Here is a 15,223-nt window from a genome sequence, read left to right as displayed (position 1 = left end):
GTGTGGAAGGACTTCTGGCCACTGATACTGAAAAGGCTGTCCGGCTTATGGACGGGGCGCAAGCGGGGCAGGGCGGAAAAATCGCCAACGCCGATTCTGCTGTCACCGGCCCGAAACAATCCACCGAGCAGCCGAGGAGAGGGGACAAGCCGACTGTGGGTCACGCCACCAATAACCCTCGGATCCACACTCGATCGATCGCAAGGCTTTTGCGACCGCCCGGGGGCGAGCGCCGCGGATCACCCGACCGGATCAGCGGAACCTTCGTCTCGATCGGCTGATGAGTCGGCCCTTTGTGACGGGGATCCACTGGCCCGCGACATCTGCACGATCTCTTGAACATCGCGCATCTCGGCCTCGCTGCGCGACCACACGCACGCCAAGCCCGATGGTAGTGGAAATTCCAGTGCTCCGGATACGCGGAGCCGATGCGGATGATGCTGAGAACAATGGCTGCCCAGCCATCTCCAACCTCGATCTTAATTCCGCGTGTCATCGTCATCCCCCCGCGCCAGCTCTTGCATCGCATCCAGCCCGTCGCCGAAGTCCGACAGAAAGTGCGCCATCGCCTCCTCGTCGGACGCAAACAACGCACCCTCCGGCGGCTCCCACGACATCGCATCCTCGACATCCGCGTGCGCAGCGCACCGCACCCGCGCTTCGTCACCGGCACCGATGACCTTGCCCATCCGACCACAACACTCGCACGTGACGAGCGATTTCTGACGAGCCTTATCCCGGATCCGAATGAAAGAGCGATACGGATGCGGGATCTTCTTGTCGGCGGGCAGATAGTCATCAAGCGGGATATCGCGCGCGGCATACGTCGCCCACAGATCCAGCATGCCGTCGACGCGGCGCGCATGGACGATCTCGAGCAGCCATTCTTCCGGCAGCTTGCTAGCCTCTGCGACGGCTTCTTCGAGGATGTGCTGCCAACCGTGGGCGACGGAAATAATCGGCATTCCAGGCTCCTTTGTCGATTATTCTCGACATCAATCGTTGTTGCGTTCGTCTTCCTGCTTAATCCGGATGCGCTCGTATTCGGCATCGATCAGCTCCCGAAGCCACGACCGGAAGCCATTCTCGGTCGTCGTCCGAAAGCTCCAAAACGTCAGGCCAGAGCGCGATCTCATCACGGATATATCCATCCAGATATTCTTCCTTCACCACCCGGCCTTGAGCCGAATCAGTGAGGTCTCCGGCATACGCATCGAGCAGCTCGCGCTCACGACCACCGAGCGCGGCGGCTTCTGCTACGAGATCGGGATGGTCGGCGAGGAAGCGCTGGAGCGACTCTGCTCCGTCTCTGCGCCGATCTCGCCGCCCGCGCTCGTCGATGGCGAGGCTCCGCGCATATCTCAACAGGAATGCGCAATCGTCTTCCGACAGCGGCTGCACGCCCTGCCATCTATCGAATTCCGTGCGGAGCCAAAAGTCGACGTCATCGTCTGCGACGGACATCGCGGCGACGACTGCGAGTTCGATCTGCACGATCAATTCGACGAGCAGATCGACTTTGCGACCGAATTTCTTGTCGATGTCGGCCGCGATCTGGCGAGAGATGGCGGTCTGCGGCATGAAATCTGCGATATGATCTCTCGGTCGCTTACGCACGGGCACCAGGTCTTTCAGAACTTCTGCCGCTTCCGGAGGATACTCGTCATCGAGGCCAGCCTGCACATCCGCCACCGATGATGAGGTGGCGGCGATGTGATCCTCGAGCGGCTGCTCCTCGTGCCAACGCCACGGATCCGCCCACTTTCCATCGTCCTCGCGCATCTCGCCGAGCACGGCCGCGTGTCTGTCGCACACCGTTTTCGCCCACTGCCCGATACGCAACCGTCCCTGCTCGCCGCAGATATCGCAGACGCCGAGCGACCGCAGCCGGATCTCCTCGCGCATCCGTTCGACCTCGGACATGCAGCCGCGGGCGTGGATGTCAAACGAGACGAACAAAACGCAGCAGCCGAATTTTTCTTTGCCGCCATCCAGTCGGACGCGCCAGGATTTCGGATACGTCCGCATGCGCGCGACCGCGTCCTTCACGAGATCGATCCAGCCGATGTCGAATGCGAAGTCGGCGTCGTGGATGACTACATCCGGGTTGTCGGCGATGAGGCGCCCGAAGATTTCCTTGCGGTCTCTCGCCCTCGACGTCGCGATCCGAGCCAGCGACTGCAATCCGACCTGATCGCGCAGGTACTGCTGCTCTTCGTCCGTGAGTTCGGTGAGATACGAAAACTCGTCGGCGATAAAGGACTTGAAATCGGAGTCGATAAAGTAGGAGTGCGTCGCGATATAGAACTGCGCGACCTCGACGATGCGATCGAGGTAGGCACCGCGCAGATACGTCCTGCGATCGTCGGTCATTTTTTTCATGAATGCATCCTCTTTCCAAGTCTGACCCAGCCCTCGCCCGTGAACGCCATTCGCTTATCGTGGTGCAGATAAAGCAGCCGGCACCACAGCCGCGGCTCCCACTCCGGATGGCACACGGATCCGTTGATCCGCCACTCCGCCGGCGAACTTCCGCTCTGCCAGAGCTGGATTCCGTACGGGTGGATCAGCGGCGCCTCGTACATCTCCTCGTCGGTCGGCTCCGTGACGAGGCACATGCGGTATTCGAGCGGCGGCAACAGGTAGCCGTCGGGCACGGTGAGCTGCAGGAGCCGCCGCCCGATGCGGAAGTCGGTGCCGGTGCGGCCCGCCATATGCCATCCGATGCGGCGAATCGTCTGCTCGTCATAGAAATCGAAGAGACCGAGCGCGGCTACGGTATCGGCTCCGATGCGGATCAGGCTCTCGGTCACGAGCTGTTCGAGATCCAAGGATTCAACATGGATCGTCGGGCGCAGTCCGAAGCGGCGGCGGGGTGCGGAAGCGGTCATTTCGGAGCCTCAGTCGCGACGAAAGCATCGATATCCGGGTCGTAGCGAAGCCAAGAGCCGTCAGCGTCCTGGCATCTGTAAGTGCCGCTCTCGATAGGCACTGCGCGGCCGAAGTCGGGATCTACGGCATGCTTCTCGCAAACGGTCAGAAGCACGCCATCGCGATTGCTCCAGCGCCCCGGCTTGCCGCATCGCTCACAGGTGTAGTAGCTGCGGGCTTCGGCGAGCCGATGCGCTTCGGTGATCGCCTTGACGGACTCCGCCGTCTCGCCTCGGCTGGAATCGTAGATGCGCAGGGAGCCCAGCTTTTCCTTCACCTGGCGCAACTGGTAGACGCCGCCTTCCGGCATCACGGAATCCACGACGGCAAAATACGCGTCCAGGATCGGGATCCATCCGACATCGCATTCGAAGCCAAAAGTCTGCCGCAGGAGCCTTGGGTATTTTGCCTTGAGTTCGTCGAACGTCATCATCGGAAACGCTCCGGAGTTTCAACCGGCACCATCGAATCCGTCTCGCGGTCGTACTTGTACCACTGGCCGGCGAACTGCATTCTGCCAGCCGTCCACCGCGTCTGCTGACCCCATTCGATCTGCTGCGGCGATGCGTGCTCCGGACATAGCGTCCGCCACCACGCCATCCGCCCCGGCGGCGGTCGGCGCAGCCATCCTTCTGCTCCGCAGACCTCGCACGTCATGCCGGATTTCGCCTCTGCCTTGCCCTTCGCTAACCGCGCTTCGAGAACCGGGGTGTCGCACCAGAGTCTCATCGTGCCCCATTTTTCCTTCATCTCGCGAACGGTCAGGCTCGGGTCATGAGGCAACGCCTCTGTCACGAACGCGCGGACGAGGCCAAGCCACCCGATACCGATATCGGTGTAGCGCGCACCATCGAAAACACCCGGGAACTCGGCAACGAGGTCGTCTTTCTTGATACGCGGGAAGTCCCACTCAGCATGCATCGGACGTCTCCTCTTCGCAGTTATCACAGATGATACGGAGGCTGCGGCGCTCACGTCCGAAACCGGATCCGCAGCACTCGCATGTCGATAAGGATTCGGTGACGTAGCGCTGGAGCCATCTGTCAAAACCCAAGTGCCGCATCCAGTCGTGGTCGCCGCCAGACGGCAGCGCGTAATCGACCTGCAGCCACGTCGCGGCGACAATGCCGAGGATTCGGACATCCGGGTAGTCGCGCGCGAGGTCAGTCATGAAGCGATCGACGAGCGGAACCCAGCCACGGCGAATGAACACTTCAGATTCGGGAGGCATGCGATCGCCGTGCTTGGCCGCGAGATCGGTATAGAGAGCGGGATCGATGGGGTCAGTCATGTCGGGAATCCTCTTCGAAGATTTCGCGGAACCGCTGCTCGAACGCGTGGAACGAAATCTCGTGACACAGCGCGGCCGCGCTCCACGGCTCGACGAGCATCGTGAATTCGATGTCGATTTTTGTCTGTCCAGATGCCGTTGAGAAGATACCGGCAACGCGCACTTCATGATCGATGCCTTCCTCCCGCATGACATGCAGGAGACTGTCGAGCGCGGGGATTTGGCAGCCGTGCAGCCGGATTCGGTCGCGCGGCGGGACGGCGTCGCCGTGGCTCGCGATGAGGAAATCGTACTCGGAGTCAGTCATCACGGCCGCTCCAGGATTCGTAGCATTCCGTGCAGAGCAGACGGTCACCGAGGATGGCGTCCGGGTCATCGAGCAGCGCCTCCAGTCCGGCCTTTGCAACAATCTCGCCGGGCTTGCCGCAGTGCTCGCAGGATTCGGCGAGGCGTTCATGGATGTGCTCCAGGAAGCGGTTGCACATGCGCTTGTCGGCTGCCGTGGCTCCGTCAGAAAAGCGTGCGTCGATGACGACGAATCCGGCACTGCGCGTAACGATGCCGTGGACGCGGCACGCGTGGAAACGGTCGACATCGACGAGCTTGTCGAAAAGGCCTTCGACAATCGCCTGCAGGCCGCGGCGGATCTGCAGGTGGTCGATGGCGGGCACGGCATCACCGTAGCGATCACGCATAGCATCGTACCAGAGGGAATCAGGGCGGAGCGGAAAGCGATCTTCAGACATCGGTACCTCCGAGAATGTTGGCAGCAGCCTCTTCAGCGGCGAAGATGATATCGTCCAAGCCGGGTCGGCTGTCGGTGATCGAGATGCGAAGCTTGCCGCCGTCGAGCCAGATCCGCTGTACGCGCAGGTTACGACCGGATGCGTCAATCCGTTCGAAGAACTCGATGATGACCGGCTCGATCTCGATGACCTCCAGAGCAAACGGAACGGTGATGCCGAAGGACTTGCGGAGGTCGGAATGGAATTCGTCAGACATTGAGCGACTCCTTGATTTCAGAAAAAGTCATCGGGGCGAAGAAGGTGTCCGTGCAGTCGATGCCGACGTCGCGGCTCCTCCTCAGCGGCGGCAGGTCGCCGTGGGAGTGACCGAAAAGGTGATAGGATCCGTGTAGATGCCGAGGCCACACGCGGCAGCCGTAGTGATGAAGGTAGACATGGCATCCCTCGTCAGTCGTCTCCAGCGCATGGACGGGCGGCTGATCCCACGAAAGATCCCGAATCGACTTCGAGACGTGGCCTTTGGCATCCTGATCATGGTTGCCCAGGATCAGGATCTTGCGGCCGTTGATGGCGTGGAAAAGGTGGCGGACATATTCGACATCGCCGCTGAGCGCGAAGTCTCCGATTACATAGAGGATGTCGGCAGCCGAGACGCGGTCGTTGATGCGGCGGACGATGGCGGCATCCATATCCTCGACGGTGTCGAAGCGGCGCGTGGTAGCGCAATGGCGGAGGATGCCGTGGTGACCGAGGTGAAGATCGGCAGTGTAAAATTTACGCGTGAAGGACATGCTGGGATCCTGAACGATAGACGAACGAAAGCGGCGACCGCAAAAGCGGTGTCAGGCGGCTATTCGACGTATCTTCAGTCCAGTCATGATGTCGGCTTTCCTGTTCTGTGGCCTCTGTAACAGGACCCGGGAAGGTTGTGAGCCCCTGACAAACAAAAAGTGCCGGCAGGGAAGATGCGATCGGCCTCATGCGGGAATGTCCGAGACCTGGGAGGGCAGCGGGCAAGGATCCTATTGTTTGAGAAATCACCTAAATCCGCGTCGCAGCCTTATCCGTTCAGTGCGGGCCGCCTCAATCTGATCGGGTGTGTAGCCAACCTTGTGGCCGTGATCGATAATCCACTCGACGGCTTCCGACCGCGTCATCATGTCGATGGAAGTCAGAACCTCTTCCTTGCCAAACTTTTCCGCCCAGATACCTTCTCGCCGATAGGCAACCGGACAGCAGTCCAGGCAACAGACGAGGGTGGTATTCAGTGGAGCAAAAGCAGCAATAATCTGGTCCTTGCTCCATTGCAGGTTCGCATTTGCAATGCTGAACAGGTAACCGAATGTCCGGCGGTGCTCGATCGTCAGGTCGCTCTCGGACGTGAGAGCGGACACGGCCGTCGTCAAGGATGCAAGGCCGCGTTCAAACGTATAGAGATATTGCTTGTAGGACGGGGGCACGTATCCGCTCGTCTGCCGGGATCTCATTATATGTGCTTCTCCCATATGCGCGTATTTTTAGAGTGAGGTAAGGTGACTGGGGGATGGTCAGTCATCTGGCCAGCCAAACCATGGCATCCGGAACGCTGCGTCTGCTGTAATCCAGGAAGGGTGCCTCACGTTCTCCGGTGGAGCGAACATGTCGGTTTTCCGCAACACGTCGTTTGTCAGGAAAGCTTGGCGAGATCATTCTATTTTTGCTCTGAAACACATCGACGACTTCGGCCGGGGTTCTGATGCTGACTTTTCTGGGGCAGGGCGCATTGCAACTTTGAGCATGGCAGGTATCCTCTATTGATAGATTGATTGCGGCAGTGACCTCAGGAATGGCGTAAATGACATTCCCTGGCCTGCGCCGCCTTCCTCTTCTCATTCAGCGCCTTGCTTGCTTTCAAGAGAGCTTCGGAGACGTCGAGCGAGGAGAAATCGCCCGGCTCGCCAATGAGAAGTTCGAGGCGGTTTCGTAGAACGAGAGCCTCCGAGGGCGGAACGCCGAGTCCGATGAAATGATTGACATCGGCGCGAAGCTTTTCGACAAGCGCCTCGATCTCCCAGAGCTTTTCGAGTGCAGCGTATGCGGGCGGATATATCTCCGGGTACTCGTCGTTTTCTGTTTTCGGGATCACGTTGTTTTCCTTTCATTATGCGGGCTGTCCTGAGGTGCGTACCGGCCGTGACGTTCGCCAACAGCGGACGCGCTGGAGAATGGGGTGGCATGACTGCCACCACCAGGCCCTGCCAAAACAGGGAAATCGCTTTCTGGCGAAACCTCGATACACAATCGTCTCGAGGCTGGAACCACCTATGCGGCGGTCGACGGGGTTGGAAATCAATTCCGTAAGGGATTTCCATTTCCGGGTCTTCAGAGCCGCTGTGCAGCGGTTGACTGGATAGTTCGTTTCGTTTCAATCCACTGGCTGCGTCCGGCCAGAACCCTCTCGTCAGAGGCATCGACCGCTCCTGCGAGCCGCCGATAATCCAAGCATGCAGACGTCTTTCTGATCGTGCAAGCGCCCCACGCCAGATAGATGATGATTTTCTGAGATGAGGGGAGGGCGGATTAGCACTCCCCTGCAAAGCAAGGGTTCTCGGGTGGTCGATCTTCTTTGCATGTGTCGGAAAAGGCGCGCCAGCATGCGGAAATCAGCTAACGCCTCTCAACGACATTGCCCGGGCGCAAGATTTGCGCCTGCACAAACCTTCTCCGCCGGAGAAGAATTGCACACGGCATCCCTGGCTGATCCAGGCCTCACCATGGAGTGTGGCACGATCACCGTCGCCGATCGCACTTTTTTCACCTTCACGGAAGATTATGGGCTCACAATGCCAGCGGGTCCCGATAGCGTCCAACTTCGAGCAACGGAGGCATGGACACGATGACGATCTATACATCCCGCAACCCGGCCGGGCAGGCGGCTCTCGAGCTCGGCCTGATCACCATGGGCATCGGCAACATGGTGAGCGAAGCGATGGCCGCCGGACGCCAGGCTGCTGAAGAGACCCGCGAACGCCGCGCCGCCTACAAATTTGCATGCGAGCTCGCCGACGCTCGCGGTCGCGCTGACGAGCTCGGCCATATCGCCATTCGTGCGGTCAAGCATGTTGCAGCACTCGAGGCGGAAGTCCGCCGCTTGCGTACCGCGCTGATGCAGCGGCAGGCCCATATCAGTCGTAACCGGGGTCAGAACGCATGATCGATGACATGTCTGATGAGGGGCTTGTTGCCCGGTTTGGCGACATCATGCACGAGATGCCGGAACTCTACGATGCACTCCGGATCGCAGAAATGCAAAGCCGCCTGGCGGCAAATGAGGGCGGCCTGGCATGTCGATCTGAATTCGTCTCAATGGCGCGACAGCGAGATGGGCTGGTGATGCGGATCGGAACCCGAGGGCGTTGACATGAGCTCGTGGAAACGAGCGCTGATATAGGTCCTTTTACCAGCGTCCCGATCCGCATCATCCGGGCATTGATCACATTCCTCGTGCCGCAGATCATTGTCTTCGCCCCGCAGACGCCTCACACTCGGGAACACGGCGCGGCTGCGTAGCGATCGCGCGCAGGCGCCGACACCGCTCTGACCCAGCAGGATGAGGTCTGTTTCGTCGAGAGCTAGAAGCCAATCCTGTTCGAGCGGCGACAGTTTGCCAAGATCCATGGTAGCACGCTGCTCCTCGGTCGCCAGTGCATAGGCGTGAACGATGTCCGGGGGGGTCAATTGCTGCAACGAGGCATCCACGGACGCCTCCTTTTCGACCGCACCGGCGGCAGCATCCTCAACATCGTTGGCCTGGATGTTCTCAAACCCATCTGTTGCCGGTGGTGGCATCCGGCCAAACAGTTTCAGAATATCCGTGACCAGGGCCGCAACGAATGCGTAGATTTGCTGAAACCAGCAAAGCGGATTGAGCCAGCCCCATTTCGATGTCGCGTTGAATTTCATGTCCAGTCCTCCCGGTTGCGCCAGAAACAGGATCCGGCGCGCACTCGAAAGCGACAATAGGCAAGTAGCCGCTGGCGCGAGTTCACCCTCCCCATGTTGCCCGCGCTGCTGCAGCGTTTGAAATGATCAGGCAGACAGCCTTCGCGTCCTGCTCGATTGCTTTCATGAGAACTTGAACCCTGAACCACGGATCCAGGTCATTCTCACCGAGCGAATTCACGGCAATCACTCGGCTTTGGATCGACGCGAAGAAGAGTAGCGCGTCCTGGTCCATCGCGGTTCGAATATCGGCGGATGTCAGATGCCCAGGCAGGTCAATCAAGAAGCTATAGCTATCGCCTGACGGCAACCATGAGGAATCCTTGTTAGCCGTCAATCGCACCCGGTCGGTCTCGATACAAAGGGACAGACGCGGCGCCCGGGTGCCGGTGTTGCTCGAAGGATCCTTTCCGGCAGCATGCAGGATCGACACGAAGTCATCGAACAGGTGCCGATGTCGAACGAGATGGCGTTTAGCCTCGCGCATTCCGATCGTTGGCGCTGAGACGGTGAGGGATAGGTGTGGAACGGTTCTGCTGATGATCATGACATGTCTTTCTTTTTTAAACAGCGGGCAGCCGGTCGCGATCGCCTTCCTCGAATGAAAGGTCGTTCACGGCGATGTAGCTGGATTGGGAAGGGGAGATGGATGCGGTGACCGGCTATCGGTCACAGACGTGGTCGGGCTTTTGCGTTCTTCTCGCGGCTCGTGGACAGGTTCAGACCATGCTTCCGAAAAGCTTTTCGCGATAAATGAAGCTTGGGGTCAACCTATCTCCCGCAAGAGTTACTCTCCGGCAGGGTAGGGGGTCCCTATTATGCCCAGCTCATATCGGGGTTCGGGACGCGCTCCACCCAGGGCTGATCGAACTCGACAGACGAGAAGTCGATTGCATCAACAAAGGCCTTCCAGTCCGGCGAAGCAAAGTACCGGAAAACCGTGGCGAGGCAGTAGCAGCCGTGGTCATGGGTAGAGACGAGCCGATAGCGATAATCGTCGTAGATGTAGCGCTCTTTATCGGGCCCCCACCCATCGATGAGGAACAAATGAACCGGATGGATCAGATCGACGACAATGCAGACGCCGTCCTCTTCCTCGTCTTTCAAGGTCTTCTCGTCATGTCTTGCTTTCAGTTGCCGGACGAGATCAATCGCCTCGTCGATGATGTTCTGGCGAAGTTCATCGTCGCTGATCGGTCGCGCTTTGAGCTCTTCGTCGGTGAAGCGTAAGTGTCCGTTAAACAGCACAGTCTTGGTCATGCTTCACTCGCCGGGCTTGCGTTTGAAGACTGGGGCAATACCAGCCGCCACCCGGGAAGCTCGTGGACGAGCTTGAGGGTAGCGGACTTTGCCTCCCATTCGCCTTCGAACGATGATTCAAAAATTGCGTCGCGCCAATTCAGCGTCGCGTCAGCACCATCGGAATCAACAACGACAGTAGCCTCGACACGTCCACGACCTTCGCCGAAACTCGCGTTCCAAGTGTCCGGCGGGATGCGCTTTTTCCAGACCCCTGCATGAACACCGTCATCCCCCGTGACAGGTCTGAGCTCTGAGGCGGCTTTACCCTTCGAGCGCGAATTTTGCCGACGAGGAACGTTCGGCAGCACCAGACCGAGTTCGGATTCGACGAGTTTGGCAGCCAGGCCACGGATCGCCCATGCCAGTGACGTGTATTTCTTCTGCCAGATCTGCTCGATCATGCTTGTATCGTTGATCTCGATATCCACGCCCTTGTCGACCCTGGCGAGACGCAGTTCGACATGATCGAGCAGCCGGATCTCCTTGATCGTGCCCGGATGGCTCAGAAACGCCGTTGCAAGCGCCTCGCGGATGATTTTCTCCGCGGCTGCCGGAGCCATATTGCTCAGGGGAACGGAGGCAGATGGGTTGGGGAAGGCGACGAGGTTGCTGGTGGCAACCGGCTGGGCGGAGAGGCTGGATGACTGATTACTCATAGTACTCGCTACGCTGATGTTACTGTGCTGGTGCTGTTTTGACAGGCACTTCAGGCCTCAAGCGGCCTTGTCGAGGTCCTCGGCAATGTCCCAGCCAGTACCGGCATAGAGTTCCATTGCCAGCCAACCGAAGCCAAAAAACTCGAACACTTCTTCACGGTCGCGGGTAACAATCGCATCGTGGCTGTCACGATGGCCCTGCCATTGCGTGATCCAGGTGCAGCACGCAATGTACTCGCCGCGTTTACTGACGAAGAGCTTCAATACCTGGCTCATCCCGGTCTGCCCGGAAAAGTTTTCTCTGCCGCGATCCGATGTGCTGTAGGCATATCCGATGCGCTGACCCGTGAACCGGAGCGGACGATTGTTGTCGCGCTCGACAGTGTGAACCGTTGTTTCGTTGGACGACATGTTGGACCTCATGTTGAGAAGCTGCTCTGTGCTGCAGCGATGACCAAAGGCTCTCGCGTTGATCAGCCGACGTCAACGCGCGCCCCGCAATTTTATTTTCGTCGCCGGTGCGTTCCCGGCGCTTGCCCCTGACGATCGATGACGACAGGCTTGGATGCGCCCGCGCTCAATCAGCGCTCGGCACTTCTCAAACCAGCAGGATATCTTCATGAGCAAACACAACGCCTCACCGCGCGATCGATCGCTGCCGTTTTTCGCCGGCGCTGACTATGACGAAATCAGCCAGGTTCTGCCGCTCCCGGCGTGTTCATCACGGCGCCAGAGGGGGGCGATAGCGGCCATTGTCGCGGGGATGCTCCACCATGTGCGCATGCGGCGAGGCGATCAGTGGATCAGCTACTCGCGTGATCGGTCGCGCTATGCCGGACAAGATTTTTACCACGGTGAGGCTTATGGCTATGCTCCAGTGGTGGGCGCGATCGATCGCCTGGCTGCCGCAGGCTTCTTCACTGAACATGATCGCAAGCCACAGACAAAGGTTGCGACCGGTATCCAGTCGCGTTTTCGACCGAAGGCTGGACTGCTTCTTGGTCACGACCTTCCCCGGATTACAAAGCCGGCCGGCCAGCTTATCCGGCTTCGCGACCGCAAAACTCGCGTACTCGAGCCATTTAGGGAGACCAGGAACGTGGCTCGCATGCGGGCATTCGTCAGCAGGATCAACCGTCATATCGCGGAAACCGATATCCAGTTTCATGGTGGCCAGACGCGCGATGGTACGATCTGTCATTTCGCCAGACACAGTGTCGATCTCGCCGACATGTCTCTCTATCGGGTCTTCAGCGGTGACTGGTCCATGGGCGGGCGCTTTTACGGCGCCTGCTGGCAAAGCATGACCAAGGAAGACCGGCAGAAATACCGCATTAATGGCGAGGTCGTTGTGGAGCACGATTACCGTAGTCTCCATCCTCGGATCCTCTATACGCTGCTCGGCCGGATCGATCTCGACTGGGATGGTTATGACGCTTACGCCATCCCGGGGTTCGGCGATCAGCGAAAAGCCTGCAAGCGCGCCTTTAACATCATGCTCAATGCCAATTCTGCATCGAATGCGGTCGGCGCGGTGGCCGAGCATGTCCGCAGCGGCAGTTTCATTGAGGCTCGCGAGATGATCGAGGCAATCAAATCCACCCATCCGGGTCTTGTACGGCTGTTTCATTCGGACATTGGCATCAAGCTGCAGTGGCTGGACGCCGAAATGTGTCGCGATGTCCTGGATGCGATGGTGCTGCAGCGCGGGATCACAACGCTACCCATCCACGACAGTTTCATCGTGCCAGCATTCGCAGGAGATGAGCTGGTGCAGGTGATGGAAACAGTGTTCGACCGCATCATTGGCAGGACCAACATCCGCGATCTGGTAGATATTTCCGTGTTTTACCCGAAAACCATCTTACATAATGGAGGCTCCTGCCCCGCCCCCCGATCCGACCCTTCCTGCGACGATCCAGCAGACTCCGAGTCTGAAGCCGGAATCTAACTCAAACGAAAACCCTCCGAGCCCACGAACCATAAACCGGAGTTCAAGACCTCAAGGCAGTGCGTCGTCAATCCAACAGATAGTGTGAAACCGAAGAGGACCGGCGGCAAGGGACGCAGCTTCAATCCATGTCCGGCAGGAAGAAATGGGTGGCAGGATCCTGTCAAACGAGCTCTACAAACATCAGTGGACGCCCGTGCGGCAGATTTCTTCCTGATCGGGAGTATGGGGCGTTGACAGGCATGAGAACCGCGCCGCACCATTCTTGTATCGACGATTGGAGACCTGTCCCATGATCCAAAACCACCTTGATGACAGCGAGCTGCACGATCCGGGCCTAACCGTTGAGACGGTCGATGTGCTCCATCACGACCTTATCTCCACGACCACCCGGATCGTCACCGCTTCCTACCGTCTGAACGGCGCAGGGTAAGACCACAAGAATTTTCACAACTGGCTCGTGCTTACAAATGGCTACCGGGCATTCGTTTGCGAGTTCCGAATTCAACTGCCCGATAACGATCCTGACATCGCCGAGCCTCACGACCAATTAAGATAAGGACGCCCATGAGCAGCAGCGCAACCTACATCGCTCGGACACGCTTTCAGACGCTCAGCGAGGACGGAAGTGTTATGTATACCACCTACGGAGCGCGGATCTACGACGATTATGACAGCGCCTATGTCAACCAGCTCGATTCCCTCGAAGAGCTCATTGCCATGGACGCGGACGAGTTGATTGACCACATCCGCGACAACAGCACCGCTGCGAGCGCCATCATCGACACGGCGAAATATTGCGCGCTTCCACTTTATGTCGATGACGAGCTGCATAGCGGCGGCGAAGAGGATGATGAGGATCTCGCCGGAGATATCGATGGACGAATCGCACTCGAGACAGGTGATCCCGGTGTCTCACCATCGGGCGACGATATCGTGAAAGCCCCTGAGCAGCAGGCGGAGCAGCCTTCCTAACCCATCAGCAGGTCGCGTTGAATTTGATCGTGTCCCGCAGCGTGGTGTAGCTTCGGCGCTCGCCGTGCCTTCCGGACAGAGCCGGGAACGTGTCAGCTTGCCGCTGGCAGGCTGATGAGCGGATCATCGCTCATTGTGGCGATGGTCTCAAGGGTCATGTATCGGGACCGCTGGACGGCCCATTCGTCGTTCTGTTCAAGCAGCAGTGCGCCGACGAGGCGGACGATGGCGCCATCGTTGGGGAAGATGCCGACGACCTCGGTGCGCCGCTTGATCTCGCCATTGAGACGCTCGATCGGGTTTGTCGAATGAAGCTTTGCCCAATGCTGCTTGGGAAAGGTCATGTAGGCGAGCACGTCCTGCTCGGCGCTGTCCATGAGGGTTGCAAGCTTCGGCACTTTCGGCCTGATCTGGTCGGCGACGTTGCGCCATTGAGCGCTTGCCGCTTCTGGCGTGTCCTGGGCAAACGCCGTGGCAATGAAGGCGGACACGACACGCCGTCCGCTCTTTCCGGCATGGGCCAAAGCATTGCGCATGAAGTGGACCCTGCAGCGCTGCCAGGTGGCGGAAAGCGCCTTCGATACGGCTGCCTTGATCCCCTCATGCGCATCGGAGACGACGAGCTTGACCCCGCGCAGGCCCCGCCTGGTCAGCTTGCGCAGGAATTCCGTCCAGATCGCCTCAGCCTCGGACGTGCCGATCTCCATCCCAAGAACTTCACGTCGGCCGTCGGTGTTGACGCCCACCGCAATGATGACGGCAACAGAGACGATGCGGCCGCCGCGACGGACCTTGAGGTAGGTCGCGTCGATCCAGAGATAGGGCCATTCACCTTCAATGGGCCGGTCGAGAAAGGCCTTCACCTTGTCGTCGATCTCTTCGCACAGCCGGGATACCTGGCTCTTGGAGATGCCAGACATGCCCATGGCCTTGACCAGGTCGTCGACGGAGCGAGTCGAAACGCCCTGGATATAGGCTTCCTGGATCACCGCCGTCAGAGCCTTCTCAGCCATCCGGCGCGGCTCAAGGAAACTCGGGAAATAGCTGCCTGTGCGAAGCTTCGGAATGCGCAGCTCGACGGTGCCAGCACGTGTCTCCCAATCCCGGTCGCGATAGCCGTTACGTTGGGCAAGTCGGAACTCATTCTTCTCGCCGTAGCCCGCGCCGGTCTTCGTGCCGACCTCCAGCGCCATCAGCTTCTCGGCAGCAAAGCCGATCATCTCGCGCAGCAAATCGGCGTCGGCACTCTTCTCAACGAGTGAGCGCAGGTTCATCATGTCGTCGGTCATCGGTGATCTTTCCATCAGGTTGGTCTTCAACAACCCGACCCTACCGGAAAAACACTGGTGACCGCCGCTACCCTGCTACACCACCTCCTGGGACACGATCT

The 15,223-nt window shown here is 59.1% G+C and carries 23 protein-coding genes; 4 read left to right on the top strand and 19 right to left on the bottom strand.

The annotated features are described in order from the left end of the window. Window positions 1-479: 479 nt before the first annotated feature. From AGR2A_RS27365 to AGR2A_RS27310, 12 genes are all read right to left on the bottom strand, one after another. The gene (locus AGR2A_RS27365) at window positions 480-965 is read right to left on the bottom strand and encodes a hypothetical protein (RefSeq protein ID WP_080823716.1); all 486 of its coding nucleotides are present in this window, start codon (window positions 963-965) and stop codon (window positions 480-482) included. A 58-nt stretch (window positions 966-1,023) separates the two neighbouring features. Continuing rightward, window positions 1,024-2,382, bottom strand: coding sequence for a hypothetical protein (locus tag AGR2A_RS27360; protein WP_080823714.1), 1,359 nt, complete (start codon window positions 2,380-2,382; stop codon window positions 1,024-1,026). Continuing rightward, complete coding sequence (locus AGR2A_RS27355) at window positions 2,379-2,891, bottom strand: hypothetical protein (RefSeq protein ID WP_080823713.1); 513 nt, start codon at window positions 2,889-2,891, stop codon at window positions 2,379-2,381. Before AGR2A_RS27355 ends, AGR2A_RS27360 begins: the two co-directional genes overlap by 4 nt. Continuing rightward, window positions 2,888-3,364, bottom strand: a complete 477-nt coding sequence (locus AGR2A_RS27350; protein ID WP_080823712.1) for a hypothetical protein — start codon at window positions 3,362-3,364, stop codon at window positions 2,888-2,890. Before AGR2A_RS27350 ends, AGR2A_RS27355 begins: the two co-directional genes overlap by 4 nt. Further along, on the bottom strand, window positions 3,361-3,852 hold the full coding sequence (locus tag AGR2A_RS27345; RefSeq protein ID WP_080823711.1) for a hypothetical protein: 492 nt from the start codon (window positions 3,850-3,852) through the stop codon (window positions 3,361-3,363). The genes AGR2A_RS27350 and AGR2A_RS27345 overlap by 4 nt, the downstream gene beginning before the upstream one ends. Beyond that, on the bottom strand, window positions 3,842-4,222 hold the full coding sequence (locus AGR2A_RS27340) for a hypothetical protein (RefSeq protein WP_080823709.1): 381 nt from the start codon (window positions 4,220-4,222) through the stop codon (window positions 3,842-3,844). The genes AGR2A_RS27345 and AGR2A_RS27340 overlap by 11 nt, the downstream gene beginning before the upstream one ends. Next, window positions 4,215-4,529, bottom strand: coding sequence for a hypothetical protein (locus tag AGR2A_RS27335; protein WP_080823707.1), 315 nt, complete (start codon window positions 4,527-4,529; stop codon window positions 4,215-4,217). The genes AGR2A_RS27340 and AGR2A_RS27335 overlap by 8 nt, the downstream gene beginning before the upstream one ends. Next, complete coding sequence (locus AGR2A_RS27330) at window positions 4,522-4,968, bottom strand: hypothetical protein (RefSeq protein WP_080823705.1); 447 nt, start codon at window positions 4,966-4,968, stop codon at window positions 4,522-4,524. The genes AGR2A_RS27335 and AGR2A_RS27330 overlap by 8 nt, the downstream gene beginning before the upstream one ends. Continuing rightward, on the bottom strand, window positions 4,961-5,224 hold the full coding sequence (locus AGR2A_RS27325) for a hypothetical protein (RefSeq protein WP_080823703.1): 264 nt from the start codon (window positions 5,222-5,224) through the stop codon (window positions 4,961-4,963). The genes AGR2A_RS27330 and AGR2A_RS27325 overlap by 8 nt, the downstream gene beginning before the upstream one ends. Beyond that, window positions 5,217-5,759 carry a hypothetical protein gene (locus AGR2A_RS27320; protein WP_080823700.1) on the bottom strand — a complete coding sequence of 181 codons (543 nt, stop codon included), beginning with the start codon at window positions 5,757-5,759 and terminating at the stop codon, window positions 5,217-5,219. The genes AGR2A_RS27325 and AGR2A_RS27320 overlap by 8 nt, the downstream gene beginning before the upstream one ends. 246 nt (window positions 5,760-6,005) lie before the next feature. Then, on the bottom strand, window positions 6,006-6,455 hold the full coding sequence (locus AGR2A_RS27315; RefSeq protein ID WP_080823698.1) for a hypothetical protein: 450 nt from the start codon (window positions 6,453-6,455) through the stop codon (window positions 6,006-6,008). A 332-nt stretch (window positions 6,456-6,787) separates the two neighbouring features. After that, on the bottom strand, window positions 6,788-7,093 hold the full coding sequence (locus AGR2A_RS27310) for a hypothetical protein (protein ID WP_080823697.1): 306 nt from the start codon (window positions 7,091-7,093) through the stop codon (window positions 6,788-6,790). 750 nt (window positions 7,094-7,843) lie between these two features. Here AGR2A_RS27310 and AGR2A_RS27305 point away from each other — a divergent pair. Further along, entirely contained in the window at window positions 7,844-8,161 is a 318-nt protein-coding gene (locus AGR2A_RS27305) for a hypothetical protein (RefSeq protein ID WP_139786433.1), read from the top strand. A gap of 149 nt (window positions 8,162-8,310) precedes the next feature. Here the strand turns inward: AGR2A_RS27305 and AGR2A_RS27300 are convergent, their stop codons facing one another. The 6 genes from AGR2A_RS27300 to AGR2A_RS29930 all read right to left on the bottom strand — a co-directional run bounded on the left by AGR2A_RS27300 (window position 8,311) and on the right by AGR2A_RS29930 (window position 12,108). Beyond that, window positions 8,311-8,910, bottom strand: a complete 600-nt coding sequence (locus AGR2A_RS27300; protein ID WP_080823693.1) for a hypothetical protein — start codon at window positions 8,908-8,910, stop codon at window positions 8,311-8,313. Window positions 8,911-8,992: 82 nt separating this feature from the next. After that, window positions 8,993-9,496, bottom strand: a complete 504-nt coding sequence (locus tag AGR2A_RS27295) for a hypothetical protein (RefSeq protein WP_080823691.1) — start codon at window positions 9,494-9,496, stop codon at window positions 8,993-8,995. A gap of 269 nt (window positions 9,497-9,765) precedes the next feature. Continuing rightward, entirely contained in the window at window positions 9,766-10,209 is a 444-nt protein-coding gene (locus tag AGR2A_RS27290; RefSeq protein WP_080823690.1) for a hypothetical protein, read from the bottom strand. Next, on the bottom strand, window positions 10,206-10,907 hold the full coding sequence (locus AGR2A_RS27285) for a hypothetical protein (protein ID WP_139786432.1): 702 nt from the start codon (window positions 10,905-10,907) through the stop codon (window positions 10,206-10,208). Before AGR2A_RS27285 ends, AGR2A_RS27290 begins: the two co-directional genes overlap by 4 nt. Before the next feature lie 57 nt (window positions 10,908-10,964). Continuing rightward, window positions 10,965-11,318 (bottom strand): hypothetical protein, encoded by a 354-nt coding sequence (locus AGR2A_RS27280; RefSeq protein WP_080823687.1) that lies wholly within the window; start codon window positions 11,316-11,318, stop codon window positions 10,965-10,967. 310 nt (window positions 11,319-11,628) lie between these two features. Continuing rightward, window positions 11,629-12,108 (bottom strand): hypothetical protein, encoded by a 480-nt coding sequence (locus AGR2A_RS29930; protein WP_208617159.1) that lies wholly within the window; start codon window positions 12,106-12,108, stop codon window positions 11,629-11,631. A 30-nt stretch (window positions 12,109-12,138) separates the two neighbouring features. On the opposite strand from AGR2A_RS29930, the gene AGR2A_RS29925 reads away from it, so the two are divergent. From AGR2A_RS29925 to AGR2A_RS27270, 3 genes are all read left to right on the top strand, one after another. Continuing rightward, window positions 12,139-12,858, top strand: coding sequence for a hypothetical protein (locus AGR2A_RS29925; protein ID WP_208617158.1), 720 nt, complete (start codon window positions 12,139-12,141; stop codon window positions 12,856-12,858). Between the two features lie 292 nt (window positions 12,859-13,150). Then, window positions 13,151-13,291, top strand: coding sequence for a hypothetical protein (locus tag AGR2A_RS29825; protein WP_167378257.1), 141 nt, complete (start codon window positions 13,151-13,153; stop codon window positions 13,289-13,291). 134 nt (window positions 13,292-13,425) lie between these two features. Then, window positions 13,426-13,833 (top strand): hypothetical protein, encoded by a 408-nt coding sequence (locus AGR2A_RS27270; protein WP_139786431.1) that lies wholly within the window; start codon window positions 13,426-13,428, stop codon window positions 13,831-13,833. Window positions 13,834-13,925: 92 nt separating this feature from the next. On the opposite strand, the gene AGR2A_RS27265 is transcribed toward AGR2A_RS27270, so the two are convergent. Next, on the bottom strand, window positions 13,926-15,122 hold the full coding sequence (locus AGR2A_RS27265) for an IS256 family transposase (protein WP_080823681.1): 1,197 nt from the start codon (window positions 15,120-15,122) through the stop codon (window positions 13,926-13,928). Window positions 15,123-15,223 lie beyond the last annotated feature (101 nt).

Origin of the sequence: Agrobacterium genomosp. 2 str. CFBP 5494, assembly GCF_900013495.1 — a bacterium.
Taxonomy (GTDB): Bacteria; Pseudomonadota; Alphaproteobacteria; order Rhizobiales; family Rhizobiaceae; genus Agrobacterium; species Agrobacterium pusense.
The sequence above is the reverse complement of the archived record's forward strand: the minus strand, read 5'-3'. Positions and strand labels throughout refer to the sequence as shown.